At 62.7% G+C, this 15,060-nt stretch carries 14 protein-coding genes; 8 read left to right on the forward strand and 6 right to left on the reverse strand.

The window, feature by feature from the left end; all coding sequences use genetic code 11:
• The 6 genes from VEI45_RS20260 to VEI45_RS20285 all read left to right on the forward strand — a co-directional run.
• The coding region (locus tag VEI45_RS20260) for a universal stress protein (protein ID WP_324856317.1) at nucleotides 1-781 on the forward strand (781 nt) is incomplete at its 5' end.
• Nucleotides 782-810: 29 nt separating this feature from the next.
• On the forward strand, nucleotides 811-1,623 hold the full coding sequence (locus VEI45_RS20265; RefSeq protein WP_324856318.1) for a universal stress protein: 813 nt from the start codon (nucleotides 811-813) through the stop codon (nucleotides 1,621-1,623).
• A gap of 115 nt (nucleotides 1,624-1,738) precedes the next feature.
• Nucleotides 1,739-2,206 carry a hypothetical protein gene (locus VEI45_RS20270; protein WP_324856319.1) on the forward strand — a complete coding sequence of 156 codons (468 nt, stop codon included), beginning with the start codon at nucleotides 1,739-1,741 and terminating at the stop codon, nucleotides 2,204-2,206.
• Between the two features lie 40 nt (nucleotides 2,207-2,246).
• Nucleotides 2,247-3,071 carry a slipin family protein gene (locus VEI45_RS20275; protein ID WP_324856329.1) on the forward strand — a complete coding sequence of 275 codons (825 nt, stop codon included), beginning with the start codon at nucleotides 2,247-2,249 and terminating at the stop codon, nucleotides 3,069-3,071.
• A gap of 38 nt (nucleotides 3,072-3,109) precedes the next feature.
• Complete coding sequence (locus VEI45_RS20280; RefSeq protein ID WP_324856320.1) at nucleotides 3,110-4,537, forward strand: bifunctional lysylphosphatidylglycerol flippase/synthetase MprF; 1,428 nt, start codon at nucleotides 3,110-3,112, stop codon at nucleotides 4,535-4,537.
• An 8-nt stretch (nucleotides 4,538-4,545) separates the two neighbouring features.
• Entirely contained in the window at nucleotides 4,546-5,919 is a 1,374-nt protein-coding gene (locus VEI45_RS20285; protein ID WP_324856330.1) for a nicotinate phosphoribosyltransferase, read from the forward strand.
• 195 nt (nucleotides 5,920-6,114) lie between these two features.
• Here the strand turns inward: VEI45_RS20285 and VEI45_RS20290 are convergent, their stop codons facing one another.
• Both VEI45_RS20290 and VEI45_RS20295 read right to left on the reverse strand, forming a co-directional pair.
• Complete coding sequence (locus tag VEI45_RS20290) at nucleotides 6,115-6,396, reverse strand: DUF1876 domain-containing protein (RefSeq protein WP_324856321.1); 282 nt, start codon at nucleotides 6,394-6,396, stop codon at nucleotides 6,115-6,117.
• A gap of 73 nt (nucleotides 6,397-6,469) precedes the next feature.
• Nucleotides 6,470-7,132, reverse strand: a complete 663-nt coding sequence (locus tag VEI45_RS20295) for an SRPBCC family protein (RefSeq protein ID WP_324856322.1) — start codon at nucleotides 7,130-7,132, stop codon at nucleotides 6,470-6,472.
• Nucleotides 7,133-7,348: 216 nt separating this feature from the next.
• Here VEI45_RS20295 and VEI45_RS20300 point away from each other — a divergent pair, with 216 nt between their 5' ends.
• Entirely contained in the window at nucleotides 7,349-8,197 is an 849-nt protein-coding gene (locus VEI45_RS20300) for a universal stress protein (RefSeq protein WP_324856323.1), read from the forward strand.
• A gap of 28 nt (nucleotides 8,198-8,225) precedes the next feature.
• Here the strand turns inward: VEI45_RS20300 and VEI45_RS20305 are convergent, their stop codons facing one another.
• The 3 genes from VEI45_RS20305 to VEI45_RS20315 form a co-directional block, all read right to left on the reverse strand.
• Entirely contained in the window at nucleotides 8,226-10,040 is a 1,815-nt protein-coding gene (locus tag VEI45_RS20305; RefSeq protein ID WP_324856324.1) for a long-chain fatty acid--CoA ligase, read from the reverse strand.
• Between the two features lie 40 nt (nucleotides 10,041-10,080).
• On the reverse strand, nucleotides 10,081-11,088 hold the full coding sequence (gene gap / locus VEI45_RS20310) for a type I glyceraldehyde-3-phosphate dehydrogenase (protein WP_324856325.1): 1,008 nt from the start codon (nucleotides 11,086-11,088) through the stop codon (nucleotides 10,081-10,083).
• Between the two features lie 111 nt (nucleotides 11,089-11,199).
• Nucleotides 11,200-12,000 (reverse strand): sigma 54 modulation/S30EA ribosomal C-terminal domain-containing protein, encoded by an 801-nt coding sequence (locus VEI45_RS20315; protein WP_324856326.1) that lies wholly within the window; start codon nucleotides 11,998-12,000, stop codon nucleotides 11,200-11,202.
• Between the two features lie 286 nt (nucleotides 12,001-12,286).
• Here VEI45_RS20315 and VEI45_RS20320 point away from each other — a divergent pair, with 286 nt between their 5' ends.
• Nucleotides 12,287-14,752 carry a DUF4118 domain-containing protein gene (locus VEI45_RS20320; protein WP_324856327.1) on the forward strand — a complete coding sequence of 822 codons (2,466 nt, stop codon included), beginning with the start codon at nucleotides 12,287-12,289 and terminating at the stop codon, nucleotides 14,750-14,752.
• Here the strand turns inward: VEI45_RS20320 and VEI45_RS20325 are convergent.
• Nucleotides 14,718-15,060: potassium-transporting ATPase subunit C (locus VEI45_RS20325; RefSeq protein ID WP_324856328.1), on the reverse strand; the 343-nt coding region annotated here is incomplete at its 5' end. The two genes, VEI45_RS20320 and VEI45_RS20325, sit on opposite strands and share 35 nt — an antisense overlap.

Genomic DNA, 15,060 nt, shown 5'->3' on the forward strand with positions numbered 1-15,060 from the left:
TCCGCTAACCGTGGTCCACGTGGTCAATCCCGTGGTCACCGCGTGGCCGCATAGCCCGTTGCCGGACGGAGTTGCGGTATGGCAGGAAAACGAGGGGCGCCGGATCCTCGCTGATTCACTAAAGCTCGCCCGAGACACCGCGAACGACAATCCGCGGTTACCAATCGAGAGCGAGTTGATTTTTTCGGCCACCGCTCCAACGCTCGTTGATCTGTCCAAAGAAGCCGACCTGATAGTCGTGGGCACCTATGGACGGGGAGCGTTGGCGCGCGGTTTACTCGGTTCGGTCAGTTCGAGCCTGGTGCGGCAGGCACATTGCCCCGTCGCTGTGATCCGGGACGAGGATCCGCGGATGCCGGATCCCGCCCAGGCTCCCGTGCTGGTGGGAATCGACGGCTCAGCGGCCTCAGAGGTTGCTACCGCGATCGCATTCGACGAAGCGTCGCGGCGCGGCGTCAACCTGGTAGCTGTACATGCATGGAGTGACACCGAGATTTTCGAACTTCCGGGTTTGGATTGGTCGGCGGTGAAGGCCGAAGAGGAGCGTCTTCTGGCCGAAGGGCTGGCGGGTTGGCAAGAACGCTACCCCGACGTGACCGTGCACCGGCTCCTCGTTTGCGACCGTCCGGCCCGCGTGCTCGTCGAAACATCTGAAGCCGCACAGCTTGTCGTCCTCGGGAGTCACGGACGTGGTGGATTCGCCGGCATGCTCTTGGGTTCGGTCAGCAACGCCGTCGTCCAATCCGTGCGCATGCCGGTGATCGTGGCCAGGCAGTCGTAATCCCCATCGCGACAGAGCAAGCTCGTGCGATGAAGCCAACAGAGCGTGCGCTTCCGATCGTGGTTGGGATAGACGGATCTAACGCGGCGATCAACGCGGCTCGCTGGGCGATCGACGAAGCGATCGGCAGGGCAGTTCCGCTGCGGCTGGTTGAGGTGCTGCGTGCCGACGAGGCGTCAAGCGCCTCCGGCGAAGACGATCATTTGGCGATGCAATACGCCGAAACAGCCCTGCATACGGCTCATGCCGCAATCCGAGCCGGCGGCAGACCGGTCAACGTCGACACAGCAATTCGTCGCGGCGACGTTGACCTCATCCTGATTGAGGAGTCTCGCCGGGCCGCGATGATCTGCGTCGGGTCGGTCGGGATTGGACATGCGGCCAGCCGCCTGCTGGGGTCGAGTGCGGTAGCCCTGGCCAAGCATGCCCACTGCCCCGTCGCGATCATCCGCTCAGACGGCGAACCGTCGCATGGAAAGCAGATCGTGGCAGTGGTTGATCGGTACCCCGACAGCGACGACGTCATACACCACGCCCTCGACGAAGCATTGCTGCGTAAGGCCTCCGTCCTGGCGTTGGGGGTAAGGCGATGGAAGGTCGGGCCGATTTCCGAGCATGAACTCGACCGGCGACTCGGCAATTGGCTGCCACGCTATCCCGATGTGGCGGTGCACAAGTGCATCACCGACACCGCAACCGAGTACTTGGTGACCCGCAACGAACCTATCCAATTACTTGTCACCGGTACCGCTGACGCCAACAAGCTGACCCGGCTGGTCGGTCCTCACGGATACGCCCTGGCTGCCTACCCAGACTGCTCGGTTTTATTGGTGCGCCACTAACAGTTGAATTGACGAACGGCCCGAGGTGCCGGGACTTCTGTCCCTATCGACGAGGTGTGCCCAATGGTCGGATAATCCCAGGAGATTAACTGCTCCCCCACCTGGAGGTATAGAAATGAGCCCTTCTCACCAGCCGCAGATTAGGACGCGTATGTTCGCCCGAGTGCTCGGCCCATTCTTGGTCATCGCTTGCATCACCGCCGCGGCACGCGCCTCCGAGATGCGGGCGCTGTTGTCAGATTTCACCGCGAACGCGTTGTGGTCATGGGTGGCGGGCTCGTTCGTACTCTTAGGTGGCCTTGTGGTGATCGCGCTCCACTCGTACTGGCGCAGCCCAGCCGCCATTGTCGTATCAATTCTGGGTTGGCTCGTGGCGCTACGCGGGTTCTTGCTGCTGGCCTTCCCCGCGGCCTTCGTCTCGATGGCCAACTCGGTGATCGGCATGGGCGGGCTGTGGCGGGCGATCTGCATCGTCTTGGCCGTGATCGGCCTGTACCTCACCTACGTCGGCTGGATGCCTGCATCTCACCACTCAACATCGCAAGCGGCGAGCGCAACTGCGGATCTGCCGCGCACCGCGTGACCTAAAAGCATAGATCGGAGATGAAGTCGTGAGCCAAAGCATGATAGCTGCAACGGTTTCGGCCCTTGTCGTGCTGATCCTAGTGTTGATCGCCTCTATTCGGGTGGTGTGGCAGTATGAGCGAGGCGTGCACTTTCGCCTCGGTCGCGTCGTCGCCGTTCGCGAACCCGGCCTGCGGTTGATCATTCCAGTCATCGACCGTTTGTGGCGAGTCTCGATGCGCATCGTGACAATGCCGATTCAGTCGCAGGGCATTATCACCCGCGACAACGTCAGCGTCGACATCGCGGCGGTCGCTTACTTCCGCGTCATCGATGCCCGCAAATCAGTCGTCGTGATCGAAAACGTCCGTGCCGCCATTGATCAGATTGCCCAGACCACCTTGCGCAACGTTGTCGGGCAGCACTCTCTCGACGAGGTGCTCGCTCAGACCGAAAGGATCAATGCCAGCATCCGTCAGATCCTCGACACCACCACCGTGGAATGGGGTATCGAGGTCACCTTGGTCGAGCTGAAGGACATTCAACTTCCAGACAGCATGAAACGCGCGATGGCCCGTGAGGCTGAAGCCGAACGCGAGAAGCGAGCCAAAATCATTGCTGCCGAGGGTGAAGCACGCGCCGCTGCGGCACTCGGGGACGCATCCGACACCATGATGCAGCACCCGCTTGCCTTGCAACTGCGAAATCTGCAGACACTGGCTGAGCTCGGAGTGGAGAAGAACACCACGGTCGTCTTTCCCGCACCGCTGATGAGCGCAATCGGAGAACTCACCGGCTTCCTGACCCGCGAGTCGAGCGCCTCACAGACCACCCTGCCTAATGGTCTAGGGCATGAGGCGCTCACGCATGCCGCGCAGCACTGACGCCTAACCAGCTAGCCGGCCACAGTTAAAGAACGGCGATGAATGAGACGGTGAGCGAAGCCAAGGTCAGCGTCCGCGATCGCGTAGTGGTCAGCTCCGAGTCGCAACGAGTGCGCGGGATCGGCTTGGCGGCTTTAGTCGGTGCATTCGGATTGCTGATCCTGCTGGTGGTGCGCGACCATTACGCTCCCGATTGGTATGCGACGAACCGGCTGACCTGGTCGCTGTCACTCTCGCTGGCGGTGATATTGGCTGCGCGCGGCATTCTGCGGGGCCGACCGGTGACCATCAGCCACGCCACTGCGGCGGCGATGGTGCTGGCGACCGGCTTAGCTAGCCACCTGCTGTCATTTCAGTTGCTCGGCGACGGACTTGTTGCGAGCGCTGGATGGGTGCTGACGTGGCCGGTGCCGTCGCGGCGGGATCCCACTGCGCTGGCGCGAGTGTGGGCACTGATCGAAGCGACTCACGGTGATCCGCTTGCCCCTTTCGCCATGCAATCGTTGAAAAGCTACTACTTCAATGCCGAAGGGACCGCGGCAATCGCCTACTGCGCGCGGCTTGGCCTCGCCGTCGTCAGCGGCGACCCCATCGGGCAGCGCAGGCATTTTCCAAAGCTCGTGAGCGACTTCGCGGCGATGTGTCGCAGCCGTGGCTGGCGCATCGTCGTGCTGGGCTGCGGTGAACAATGGCTTGGGTTATGGGGTAACCGCGCGCTGACCGGCCAACCGCTGCGGCCGGTGCCCATTGGGCGCGATGTCGTCATCGATATGTGCCGATTCGACATGGCCGGGCGGAAATACCGCAACCTGCGTCAGGCAGTGCAACGCACACACAACGTCGGAATCACCACTGAGATAGTCGCTGAACAGCAACTCGACGATGCGCTGGCAGACGAGTTGGCAGAAGTGCTTTACGCATCGCACCGCGGGGCGCGTCTCGAACGCGGGTTTTCAATGATTCTCGACCATGCCCTCGAAGGTCGTTACCCGGGAATCAGGCTGATCGTCGCGCGAGATCGTCGCGGGCGCGTGCAGGGGTTTCAACGATACGCAACGGCCGGTGGGGGTACCGACGTGACCCTTGACGTGCCTTGGCGCCGCCCGGGAGCGCCAAACGGGATCGACGAGCGAATGAGCGTCGACATGCTCTCGGACTGTAAAGAGTCTGGCGGACAGCGGCTTTCGCTGGCATTCGGTGCTTTCCCGGAAATCTTTGAGAATGAGAACCGCAACCTCATCGAAGGCACCTACTACACGCTTATTCATCTGGGTCGCTCGCTGATCAGACTGGAGTCGCTGTACCGGTACCTGCGCAAGTTCCACTCGTTCGGCGAACGCCGCTATGTACTGCTCTCGTTACGGCATATACCTGCCGCACTGGTAGTTCTGCTGTCGCTGGAGTTCATGCCGCGTCGCCGGAATCTGCGGATTCGCTCGCATCCGCGGCCAAACGTGGGTCTATGACTCCTGCCATGTCGCCAGGGCCGCGTATCACCGCACTATTCACCGATCTCTACGAGGTCACGATGGCGCAGGCCTATGCGGCAGAACGGATGTCGGGTACAGCCGTCTTCGAAACATTGTTCCGCAAACTCCCCGATGAGCGGTCGTATGTGATGGCGGCCGGACTTTCGGACGTGCTCGATTTCTTCGAAGCGCTGCGCTTCGACCAGGAAGATCTTGAGTATCTGCTCGGAATAGGCTTGTTTACTGAAGAGTTCGTTCAGCGGCTCTCCGAAGTGCGCTTCACCGGAGATGTCTGGGCGGTGCCGGAAGGAACCGTCGTCTTTCCGAACGAGCCGATCGTCCAGGTCATCGCGCCAATTCTGGAAGCTCAGCTCGCGGAGACGTTCGTCGTCAACCAAATTCACCTGCAGAGCGTGATCGCGAGCAAGGCCGCACGGGTGGTTGACGCCGCTTGCGGACGCGCGGTCGTGGATTTCGGAGCCCGACGCGCTCACGGCACCGACGCGGCGCTCAAGGTTGCCCGGGCCAGTTACCTTGCCGGCGTGGCGGGCACATCGAACTTGCTCGCGGCCCGCGAGTACGGAATCCCCGCCTACGGGACGATGGCCCACAGCTTCATTCAAGCATTCGAGAATGAGGTCGACGCGTTCGAAGCATTCGCTCGACTCTATCCCGGTACCACCTTACTGATCGACACTTACGACACGCTGAAGGGTGTCGATCACGTCATCGAACTCGCCGATCGTTTAGGGGACCGCTTCGATGTGCGCGCGGTCCGGCTCGATTCGGGCGATCTGGGTGCGCTGTCGAAGGCTACCCGCGCCAAGCTCGACGCCGCGGGCTTGAGCCAGCTCGAGATCATCGCTTCGTCAGGTCTCGACGAGTATCGGATTGCGGCGCTGCTAGATGACGACTGCCCCATCGACAGCTTCGCGGTGGGCACCAAACTCGTTGTCGCCAAAGACGCGCCCACGCTCGACATGGCCTACAAGCTTGTAGAGTACGAGGGCACCGGCCGGACCAAGTTCTCCAGCGGAAAGGTGATCTACCCGGGACGCAAGCAAGTCTTTCGCAGGCACGATAACGGAGTCTTCGCCGGCGATGTGATCGGGGCGCACAACGAGCAACTCGACGGCGAGCCGTTGCTCGTGCCGGTAATGAAGAATGGCAAGCGCCTCTCGCAGCACCAACCGACCTTGCCGATGGCGCGGGAGTGGGCACGACAGCAGCTGAAAGCGCTTCCGCCTCAGCTTCGTTCGCTTGAGAAGACTGACTGGCGTTATCCGGTGGACGTCAGTCCGCGTATTGCATGCGAACTTGAAAGACTGCGTCGTACAACGGCACTGGACATGACCGACAAATCGGGTGCCGCAAGATGAACAGCAATGCGCTGGCGGCGATCGAAGTCAAAGACCGTCCCTTTGGGCGGTGATGGTCGGTGACACAACGCCGCCCCCACGCCAGTCATCGTTGCCCGCCAGCAATGACCCGAACACCCTGAATGTTTGCTTGGAAGATACTGTGGGCCAGAATATTTGAATGAGCTCACATTGAAATGGTGATGGCGCCTGCGTCTAAAGACGTAACTTGGTGGCGGGCTTGTGGGTGGCGGCTTCGACATCGGCGACCGTCAACTCAAACAGCTGGTGCGCCAAGTCAGACAACGCTCGAGCGAGCGCCAGCTCGTCGCCGATCACGGCCACTGGTTCGTCGGCTGGATCGAGTCGCGCCAGACCAACACCGACCAACTCGTTGCCGTGCCACGACATTCGCACCTTTGCCCTGGTGCGCTTTTCGTGCTCATCGACTACCGCGTCAAGGTGCCAGGCTTTTCTACCACGATTGTCATCCGTCATCGTCTTGTTTTCCTTTCCGTTTGACCGGCGGTGGGTGATTTTCCCGAATCGGCCAGCCCACCGCATGCCCGTGCTAGTAAGAGAAATCCGATGTGATGAACACGTTCATCTGCCGCTCTACCCGGCGTTTGATGCCCAGCAACACTCCTCGTGTCATCAGCGCAACTGCGGGTCTGGCCAGCTCGACAGCAACCACCTCGCCCGGGTGCCGCAGGCCAACCCGTGCACGTGCGAGGAGTCGGGTATGGGTTGCCCAATGCGGCTGAAGGTGGAACGACCACACCGCCTGCGGCAGGTTCGGCGAAGTGGTCCGAAGCACCAGGCTCTGTTCGGGCGTAATCGCGTCGATGCACAAAGACAGCCCATCGGGCAGCCCCATCCAGCCTTTCGGTGCGAGGCGCAAGGCGTCTCCCACTGCCAGTTGCTGCCATTCCGGATGAACGCGATCGGCGTTGTGAAGCCGGAGGCCGATCACATTTTCCAGTGCTTGATAACTGTAAAGGCCGCCACGGTCCTGACCCATCTGCACTAGCCACGGCCAGATGGACGATGGCGAAGCATCGATCCAGACCGCCTCGGTCACCTGGATGACCGGGTCGCCGACCAATTCGTCACCCGGCAACCGCAGCTGGCACTCCTCTTTACTGGTGCCCCAGTTGCGGTAGTACCGTCGTGCGGCATACAGAACTGCGACGAGCGCCGCGAGCTGCGTGATTCGTTTTGGGGCAGGTCTCATCACACCAGTTTGCGTAGCGACGGGATGCTGTCACCAGGGCCATTGGTCCTCGACGACACCCCGTTGCCTGAGCCAACCCGGGAACAGCCGAAGCGGACTGGCCCAAAAAAGGGACATTGGACCCTCAAGCGAGGACTATCGCCTCCTGATCAGTTGCGACGCACGCAATAGCGTTCCTGGTAGTGATTTTCGGACCGTCGATGCTTAGGAGTGCCGATGTTGGAGGGTTTTCCACCGAAGTCGGTGGTCGTTGGTATCGACGGGTCGCAAGCTGCTCTTCGGGCTGCGCTGTGGGCTGTCGACGAGGTGGCCGGCACAGACGTCCCGCTGCGGCTGCTCTACATCAGGGACTTAAGTCCTACTGCCGACGGCGGTGAGACCCAAGCAGCAACGGCGACGGCGGAGGAGGCGGTATACGACGCGTACAACGCCATCGATGCTGTGGGGAAGCCGGTGAAGGTCGAGATGGAGATCGTCGAGGGCAGTCCGGTGCCGGCGCTGATCCAGGCTTCCGAATCGACTGCACTGCTGTGCGTAGGGGACACCGGTGCCGGCCAGGCCTCGCCCGCTGGATTCGGTTCCACCGCAACTGCGTTGGTACATTCTGCACACTGCTCGGTGGCCATCATCAGAGGCGACCGGAACCAGGAGCCAACGGAGAATCGCTGGGTCCTAGCCCACGTTGCTGGGCCAGCAGACGACGAGATCGTCCTGGAGCGCGCGTTCGAGGAGGCCAACCGGAGAAACGCTCCACTGGTGGCGATGACGGCGTGGCAGTCCGGATTCGATGACCTCCAGAACGACAGCCTTATCAACGAGCATGAGCGCCGGATGCGCGCCACCCTCGATCGCTACGTCGCGCGTTGCACGCCGCATTATCCGGAAGTCCGCGTGCGCGCCATTGCGGCATACGGTCCGCTGCTCAACTACCTCGCCGAGCACGCGAGATCGATTCAATTAGTAATCGTCGGAGCCACCCACACCATTGAGGTGCAGCAACTTGTCAGTCCGGCTGCAGATCCCGCATTGCGCCACAGCGATTTTGCCTTGCTTATCGTCCGCTAGGAACCCAAGCTCGGTCGGATGACCGTCGCTAGGTATAGAACGAGTCCAGGAGTTCCCTGTTCCGCTCAGCTACAACCGCCCGCTTTACCTTCAGCGACGGTGTGAGTTCGCCGCCCTCGACGGTCAGGTCGCGATCCAGCAAGGCCCACTTCTTGATTGTTTCCCACCTGTTGAGCTCGGCATTGAGTCTGCCAATATGCTCCTCGACCAAGTCGCGCACCGCCGGCAACCCGATCAACTCGTCGTATGACTCGGCAAGTAACCCTTGCTCAGCGGCCCAGCTGGCAGTCAGGTCGGGGTCCAGCGCGATGAGCGCGACACAGAAATTACGCGCCTCCCCGAATACCAGGAACTGGCTGGCATAAGGGCACAAGGCGATGAACTTCTCCTCGATCGCCGGCGGCACAATATATTTGCCGCCCGAGGTTTTGAACATGTCCTTGATGCGGCCGGTGATGCGGAGGAAGCCCTCGTCATCGAGCTCGCCCTCATCTCCGGTACGCAGCCACCCATCTTCGGTGAAGGACGCTGCCGTGGCTTCCGGCATGTGGTGGTAACCCGCCATGACATTGGGGCTGCGAACCTGGACTTCTCCGTCGGCGCCGATGCGTACCTCGGTGCCCTCGAAGGGCAGGCCGACCGTCCCGAGCTTGAAGTGATCCGGCAGATTGATAAAGCCTCCGCCCGCAGTTTCGGTGAGTCCGTAGCCCTCCAGAATGAGCAGACCCGCCGCGTGAAACCACTCGCCGATCTCGCGGTTCAGTGGCGCCGAGCCGGACACAAAGAACCGGATGCGGCCGCCGAAAACCTGACGCACCTTGCTGAACACCAAACGGTCAAACAGCCTGTACTGCAGGCTCATTAGCGGTCCTGAATGATGGCCTGCCCGTCGGCGCCGGTCCACGTCAAGACCCACTGTGAACGCCTTTTCGAACAGCTTGGCCCTGATCCCGCCTTGCTGCCGCGCCGTGGTGACGATGCGCGCGTGCGCCTTCTCAAAGATCCGCGGCGCGGCCGCCATGAAAGTCGGTTTCACCACCGCAGCGTTGTCGACGATCTTGTCGACGCGGCCGTCCACCGCGCTGACGAACCCGCAAGCCAGCTGGGCAGCCAGCAGGACCTTCCCGAACGAGTGCGCCAACGGCAACCACAGCAGTTGCAAATCCTCTTCGCCGATCACATGGAGAGCGGCCACCGCCGCGCCTTCGTACACCCATGCCTTGTGGTCCAGCCGGACACCTTTGGGCCGGCCGGTAGTTCCGGACGTATAAATCAGCGTCGCCAACCGCTCCGGGGCAATGGCCGCGACGGTTGCGCGCACACAGTTTGGTTCCTCAACCAGATACTTCTCACCAAGCTCGGCTAGCTCATCCAGCGTCAGCACCCAATCCCCATCGGCTGAACCGTCGAACATCACCACCTTGGTCAGGGCGGGCAATTCCGCACGGCGTGCGGCCAGCTTGGCCAGTTGCTCGGCGTCTTCGGCGAAAACGATCCGAGATTCGGAGTCGGCCAGGATGTAGGCAGTGTCAGTCTCGTTGGTGTTCGCATAGACGGTGGTGGTAGCTGCGCCGGCGGACATGATCGCGAGATCGGCCAGGATCCACTCATATCTCGTGCTGGATGCGATACCGACCCGCTGTTCTGGCTCGATGCCCACGGCCAACAGCCCAGCCGCCAGCGCCTCCACGCGAATGGCAGTGTCTTGCCAGGTGACCGAAACCCACTCTCCGTGATCCAAGTAGCGAAATGCTTCCTTATCGGGAGTCGCCTGGACCCGATCGGCATAAAGCGCAGCGAAGTTCGGTGCGTCGATGGCCATTTGTGCGATGGTGGAAGTCATTGGGACCCTCCGTAGTTCGCAACGCGATGCGTTGCCACGCTCAAAGCGTGTGTTCGATGCCTAACAGGGCCAACGCGGTGCGGACCATCTGATTGGTGAATCCCCACTCGTTGTCATACCAGGCCATGATCTTGACCAGGGTGCCGTCTACGACCCGGGTCATCGCCGCATCGATCACCGAGGCACGCGGGTCACCGACGATGTCGGTCGACACAATCGGATCCTCTGCGACGCCGACGATTCCGCGATAGCGATCGCTGTCAGCCTCGTTACGAAATATGTCGTTGATCTCGTCCGCGCTGGCGGGCCGGGTGGTGACCGCGACGATGTCGGCGATCGAGCCGACCGGGATGGGTACACGCACCGCCACACCATCGAACCGGTCGGACAACTCGGGTAGCGCACGGGTGGTGGCGAGTGCGGCGCCGGTAGACGCGGGCACCATGTTCAGTGCGCCCGCGCGACCGCGCCGCATGTCCTTGCTCGGCCCGTCGATCAGCTGCTGACTTGCTGTGTAGGCGTGCACCGTGGTCATCACGGCGCGGGCCACCCCGATCCGGCGCTGCAGGATCTCCATCACCGGGGTGATGCAGTTGGTGGTGCAGCTCGCACAGGAGATGATCTGTTGATCTTGGGCCGCAGGGCTGGTGCCGTGCACAACCGTGGCGACGCCCTCGGTCTTCGCCGGTGCGGATAGCAGCACGTACTTGGCGCCTGCCGTCAGATGCGCGGCGAGCTCCGGTTCGCGGCGGAACACGCCAGTGCATTCAAAAACCAGGTCGACACCGAGTTCAGACCATGGCAGCTCGGCGGGATTGCGGCAGGAATACACCGGAATTCGCTGACCGTCGATCACTAGGGCGTTGTCCTCGACGGACACCGGCCGAGGGTAGCGGCCGTAGACGCTGTCGTAGCGAAGCAGGTAAGCCAGATCATCGAGAGGAACCACATCGTTGACAGCCGCAACGCGAATGCCGTCGATCTCGGTCAGAACTTTCAGCGTGGCCCGGCCAATCCGCCCCAGGCCGTTGATCGCTACCACCGCCATATCAGACTCCTTCGAAGACCAACTGCCCCTTTGATCCGACCACTCGGCAGCGTCCGAGGGGCAGAGTAGGAAGTCCCTCTTGCAGAAGGCCGTTGGTCGCTGCTCACCACCTCACCCGGCAGGACAAATCAGCCCATAGTGTCCGTCGTATCGGTGATACAGCACGGCGGCCCGACCTTGGTCAACGTCGACAAAGAACAGGAATGGCAGCCCGAGCAGAGAGAGCCGCTCCTTCGCCCGCTCGAGCGTGAGTCGCGGTGCCGGCTGCGGACTGATGGTCAGGGGCAGCTCGTATGGCGCAACTTCCGCAGGCAAGGGCTTGACCTGCGCGAGGCGGTATCTGGCCGGCTCTGTCCGGTACAAGACGCTGGCCTGTTTCGTTCCCTTCTCGGTGAACAAGTGGAAGTCGTAGTCGAGCAGCTCCATCTCCTGCGCAGCTTCGTCGACCGTGCGGGTGCCCAGTGTGAAAGACTTCCGCCGAATGATTCGACGTTGATCGGCCGGACGCGGGAAGTAGCTCAGCCGATGCGTGGGCTCAGACTGATGACGCCATTCGTGCGGGTTAGCTTGAGAGGCATTGCCTCGTTTGCCTTCCCGGCGTTCCGCAATGCGTTCGAGCCGACGCCGCAGTCGCTCCTCGAGCCGATCGACCGCTTCACGGGCGCTCTCGCCCTCGACCTGGGCGCGGACGAGCCGGCCGTTGAGATCCAAGTTGCCTTGGGCGATAACCGGACGCGCCACCGCCGGATCGGCATGCCGGCTCACCCTGACACGGGCATGCAGCACGGGTTGGTGTGCGAGCCGACTGAGCCCGCCGATCTTTTCCTGTATGTAATCTTCGATACCGACCGGCTGACCTTGCACGGTCACGTCGACGTGGATGGCAGCCGGTAAATCAGTTCTGTGTCCCATAGTTGCGTTGTTACGCTGCCCCGAATCGACGCCGTAGGGCCGAAGGTCACCGGGAAAACGGTCGACGGTCATTGCGTGCTTGAGGATTGCGCCGACACAGGCGTTGCTCAAATTTGTCGGCAAGTTCCGAAATACTAGATGCGACAGCCTCTTTCTCTTTGACGCCAAGCCGGGCACTACTTTTCGGCTACCGAGCACAGCTGAATCCCGGTACTACCGCATCGCCCGGGATTAGGCTGAAGCGCGTGGACGGGCGCGCCCGCGCAGTCGGAGAAGCCGGCTGCTGATGGCACGGGGACGGCTTCGTGTCTACCTAGGTGCTGCTCCGGGAGTCGGTAAGACCTACGAGATGCTGCTCGAAGGTCACCGCCAGCGCAGACAGGGGGTCGACTGCGTGATTGGGTTCGTCGAGCCGCATGGCCGACGGGCGACGCAGGACCTGGTTGAGGGGCTGGAGGTGGTGCCCCGGCGCTATGTCCCACATCGAGGCGGGGTGCTGCCGGAGATGGATGTTGATGCGGTGCTTGCTCGCCGTCCGCAACTGGCCTTGGTCGACGAACTGGCCCACACCAACGCTCCCGGTTCCCGCAGTCCGAAACGCTGGCAGGACGTCCAGCAACTGCTCGACGCGGGTATCGATGTGCTCACTACGCTCAACATTCAGCATTTGGAGTCATTGGGCGATGTGCTGACCGAGATGACCGGAGTCGAGCAACGCGAAACGGTGCCCGACGCGGTGGTGCGCCACGCCGACGAGCTTGAACTTGTGGACTTGTCCCCAGAAGCATTGCGCCGCCGCATGGTTGCCGGCGACATCTATCCACCGGATCGCATAGACGCGGCGCTGTCGCACTATTTTCGGCCGGGCAATCTGGCCGGACTGCGCGAGCTGGCGCTGCTGTGGTTAGCCGGTCGGGTTGATGAAGGCTTGCGCCGTTACCGCATCGAGCACGGGATCAACGCTGGCTGGGAAGCCAGGGAGCGCATCGTGGTGGGTGTATCAGGCGGACCGGAAAGCGAGGGCCTGATTCGGCGGGCGGCGCGGCTGGCCTCCCGCACCCCCGGAACCGATCTGATGGCCGCCTACGTGGCGCGTAGCGACGGACGTCCGGGGGCCGACCCGGCCAGATTGGCCACGCTGCGCTCGTTGGTCGAAGGGCTCGGCGGTAGTTGGCATCAGGTAGTCGGCGCCGACGTCAGCAGTGCATTGGCTCAGTTCGCGCGGCATGAAAATGCCACCCAACTGGTGATCGGCGTCAGCCGTCCCAGCGCCGGCTGGAGGGTGCTGACCGGTCGGGAAGTGGTATCCCGTCGGCTGCCTCGGCTAGACGCCACCTTGGATGTGCACCTGGTAACCGATAAGACCCCGGCAAGGTTTGCGACGCGGCTCCCGCAGCTACGCGGTGTCGGACTGCGCCGGCGGTTCCGGGCGCTGGTCCTGATGGCGCTGTTGTTGCCGGCAGTGACCATCCTGCTGGGACTGCTGCGGTCGCGGCTGAGCCTGCCGAGTGATCTGCTGGTGTATCTGCTCGTGATTGTCCTGATAGCCGTTGTGGGCGGGTGGTATCCGGCGCTGATAGCCGCGGTGGTTTCCGTGGCGGCCGCAGATCTTTTCTTGACCCCACGGGTGGATCCGCTCCGAGCCGCGCTCGTCAGCAATGCCCTGGCCCTGGTCGTATATGTGACGGTGGCGCTGCTGGTGAGCTGGACAGTGGAAGTCAGCGCTCGGCGCCGGCGCTTGGCTGCCCGTTCGAGCGCGGAGGCTGCGGTGCTGACGTCGATGGCCGAGGCGCTGTTGCGCGGTGAAGGCGGGCTTCCCCAATTGTTGGATTTGGTGCGCGAGACATTCGGGTTGGAGGGGTTGAGCGTGCTGCAACGTCGCACCGATGGGACGCATGACGGTGGCTGGATCGTCGGCGCCAGTTGCGGGACCGGCTTCCCGGAGTTGCCCGCGCAGGCCACCGTGCAGGCTGAGTTGGATGCTTCGTCGATCCTGGGCGCGCGCGGTCCGGCCCTATCGGCGGCTGACCTGGAGATTTTCACTGCGTGCGCGGCGCAGATCGCCGAGTACCTGGGCCAGCGCACGCTCAGCCAGCGGGCTGCCGGCGCCGAACAGCAGGCTCAGAGTGAGCGCATGCGAACCGCAATGGCGGCCGCCGCCGGTCGTGCCCTTGTCGACGGCGTCGACTCCGCGAAGCGGGCTGTCGCGGCCCTACGTGCCATACCGACCGCGGCGCGGGAGGGTGAGCCGATCGACACACTGGAGCGCGCTGTGGACCGGATCGGTGTGCTGGCGAACCAACTGGAAGATGTGGCCAGGGCACGGGCTGGTGCGCTCGATGTGCGGATACGTCAGGTCGATGTCGCCGAGGTCGTGGCCGCGGCGCTCGACGAACTCGGGCCCGGTAGGCATGCCGTGGATGTCGTAGTGCCGGAAGACGTTCCCAACGTGCTTTCCGACGCCGCGGTGCTGACCCGCGTCATAACGGCATTGGCCGCCAACGCGATCCGGCTCAGTCCCGCGGGCGGTACGCCGAAGATCACCGCGACCCTGTGCGGCGATCGAGTCGAAATCCGATTCCAGACAATCTGTCTCGAGCAAGTGCCTGCCAAAGGTCGCGGCGATTATTTTACTGTCGAGGCCGCGCGCGACCTGCTGGAAGCAATCGACGCGTCGCTGCGTACGGAAGGCCCGGACAGCGCGCCGACAGTAATCATCAGCGTGGCCGCCGCTGTTCAAGCGCCAGGTTGAGTTCGACGACGTTGACTACGATCTCCCCCAGGAACCCCAAAGGGCGGCCGGCGGTGTTGTCACGCACCAGTGCCGCAACCGCTTCGGGTGCCAGATGCCGAGCAGCAGCCACCCGCGCCGACTGAAGGGCGGCGTTGGCCACCGAGATGTCCGGATCGAGGCCCGACCCCGAGGCGGTAACCGCATCGACGGGCACCGTGGTGTGGGCGGGCAAGTGGTTGAACGCGCGGTAGGCGGCGGCTCGTTCCCCGATGGCAGCGAGCAGCCTGGGATCGCTGGGGCCGAGGTTGCTTGCGGCGCCGGCGGTC

This window comes from Mycobacterium sp. (assembly GCF_035623875.1).
Classification (GTDB): Bacteria; Actinomycetota; Actinomycetes; order Mycobacteriales; family Mycobacteriaceae; genus Mycobacterium.

What these genes read in the sequence shown, in the direction of transcription:
- VEI45_RS20265 (WP_324856318.1), top strand. Translation starts at nt 811, where the DNA reads ATGAAGCCAACAGAGCGTGCGCTTCCGATCGTGGTTGGGATAGACGGA.
- VEI45_RS20270 (WP_324856319.1), top strand. Translation starts at nt 1,739, where the DNA reads ATGAGCCCTTCTCACCAGCCGCAGATTAGGACGCGTATGTTCGCCCGA.
- VEI45_RS20275 (WP_324856329.1), top strand. Translation starts at nt 2,247, where the DNA reads ATGATAGCTGCAACGGTTTCGGCCCTTGTCGTGCTGATCCTAGTGTTG.
- VEI45_RS20280 (WP_324856320.1), top strand. Translation starts at nt 3,110, where the DNA reads ATGAATGAGACGGTGAGCGAAGCCAAGGTCAGCGTCCGCGATCGCGTA.
- VEI45_RS20285 (WP_324856330.1), top strand. Translation starts at nt 4,546, where the DNA reads ATGTCGCCAGGGCCGCGTATCACCGCACTATTCACCGATCTCTACGAG.
- VEI45_RS20290 (WP_324856321.1), bottom strand. Translation starts at nt 6,396, where the DNA reads ATGACGGATGACAATCGTGGTAGAAAAGCCTGGCACCTTGACGCGGTA.
- VEI45_RS20295 (WP_324856322.1), bottom strand. Translation starts at nt 7,132, where the DNA reads ATGAGACCTGCCCCAAAACGAATCACGCAGCTCGCGGCGCTCGTCGCA.
- VEI45_RS20300 (WP_324856323.1), top strand. Translation starts at nt 7,349, where the DNA reads ATGTTGGAGGGTTTTCCACCGAAGTCGGTGGTCGTTGGTATCGACGGG.
- VEI45_RS20305 (WP_324856324.1), bottom strand. Translation starts at nt 10,040, where the DNA reads ATGACTTCCACCATCGCACAAATGGCCATCGACGCACCGAACTTCGCT.
- gap (WP_324856325.1), bottom strand. Translation starts at nt 11,088, where the DNA reads ATGGCGGTGGTAGCGATCAACGGCCTGGGGCGGATTGGCCGGGCCACG.
- VEI45_RS20315 (WP_324856326.1), bottom strand. Translation starts at nt 12,000, where the DNA reads ATGGGACACAGAACTGATTTACCGGCTGCCATCCACGTCGACGTGACC.
- VEI45_RS20320 (WP_324856327.1), top strand. Translation starts at nt 12,287, where the DNA reads ATGGCACGGGGACGGCTTCGTGTCTACCTAGGTGCTGCTCCGGGAGTC.